The sequence below is a fragment of the Bartonella sp. TT110JLCBS genome (assembly GCF_042193405.1).
Taxonomy (GTDB): domain Bacteria; phylum Pseudomonadota; class Alphaproteobacteria; order Rhizobiales; family Rhizobiaceae; genus Bartonella.
On sequence record NZ_JBHILT010000184.1, the window covers coordinates 1 to 797 of the forward strand.

At 44.4% G+C, this 797-nt stretch carries 1 protein-coding gene; it reads left to right on the plus strand.

Annotated features, from left to right (window positions below):
• The coding region (gene trbL / locus ACFILW_RS10330; RefSeq protein ID WP_375685795.1) for a P-type conjugative transfer protein TrbL at positions 1-797 on the plus strand (797 nt) is incomplete at both ends.

Here is a 797-nt window from a genome sequence, read left to right on the forward strand (position 1 = left end):
CTTGGAATCCTATAACTGCTGTGTTACTTGCTCTTCAGGCTGCCGTTGTTTTTTTATGCTTTGGTTTTATTGCAGTTTTACTGGCTGTTACAATTATAGAGTCATATATTGTGATTAATTCCTCTGTAATATTTATGGGTTTTGGTGCTTCTCAATGGACACGAGAAATAAGCATAACGGCTTTTCGTTATGCTGTCTCTGTTGGAGCAAAGCTTTTTGTAATAACACTCTTAGTGACCTTGATGACAGATTCCATAATGGAATGGAGAAAAGCATATATTTTTTCTGATGCATCAAATTGGACACTGCTAGGACTTTCTTTGTTATGTGCGTATTTAACAAAGACTATTCCGGAAATTATTGCTGGTTTAATTTCTGGAACAAGTGGTGGGAGTGGTGCAACTATTGGAGCAATGGCTGGCGCTGCTATAGGAGCAGCTGCGAGCGTAGCTGCTGTAGCAGCAACTGGTGGGGCAGCAGCACCAGCTGCTGCTGGTGGAGCATCTGCTGCTGGTGGAGCATCCGCTGCTGGTGGAGCATCCGCTGCTGGTGGAGCATCCGCTGCTGGTGGAGCATCTGCTGCTGGTGGAGTATCCGCTGCTGGTGGAACAGGAAGTAGTGTAAACGCTTCTAAAATGACTGGAAACTCTTTTAAAGATAGTGGTAATAAACCTACATCGGGCGCAAATCCACGTGTAGCAGGAGGGGAAAGCCGTTCCACTAGCACTAGTAAACCTCAATCTAAATCGGCTACTTCAGACCAATCTAATTCAGTTCTTCCAAAAATGAGAGATGCT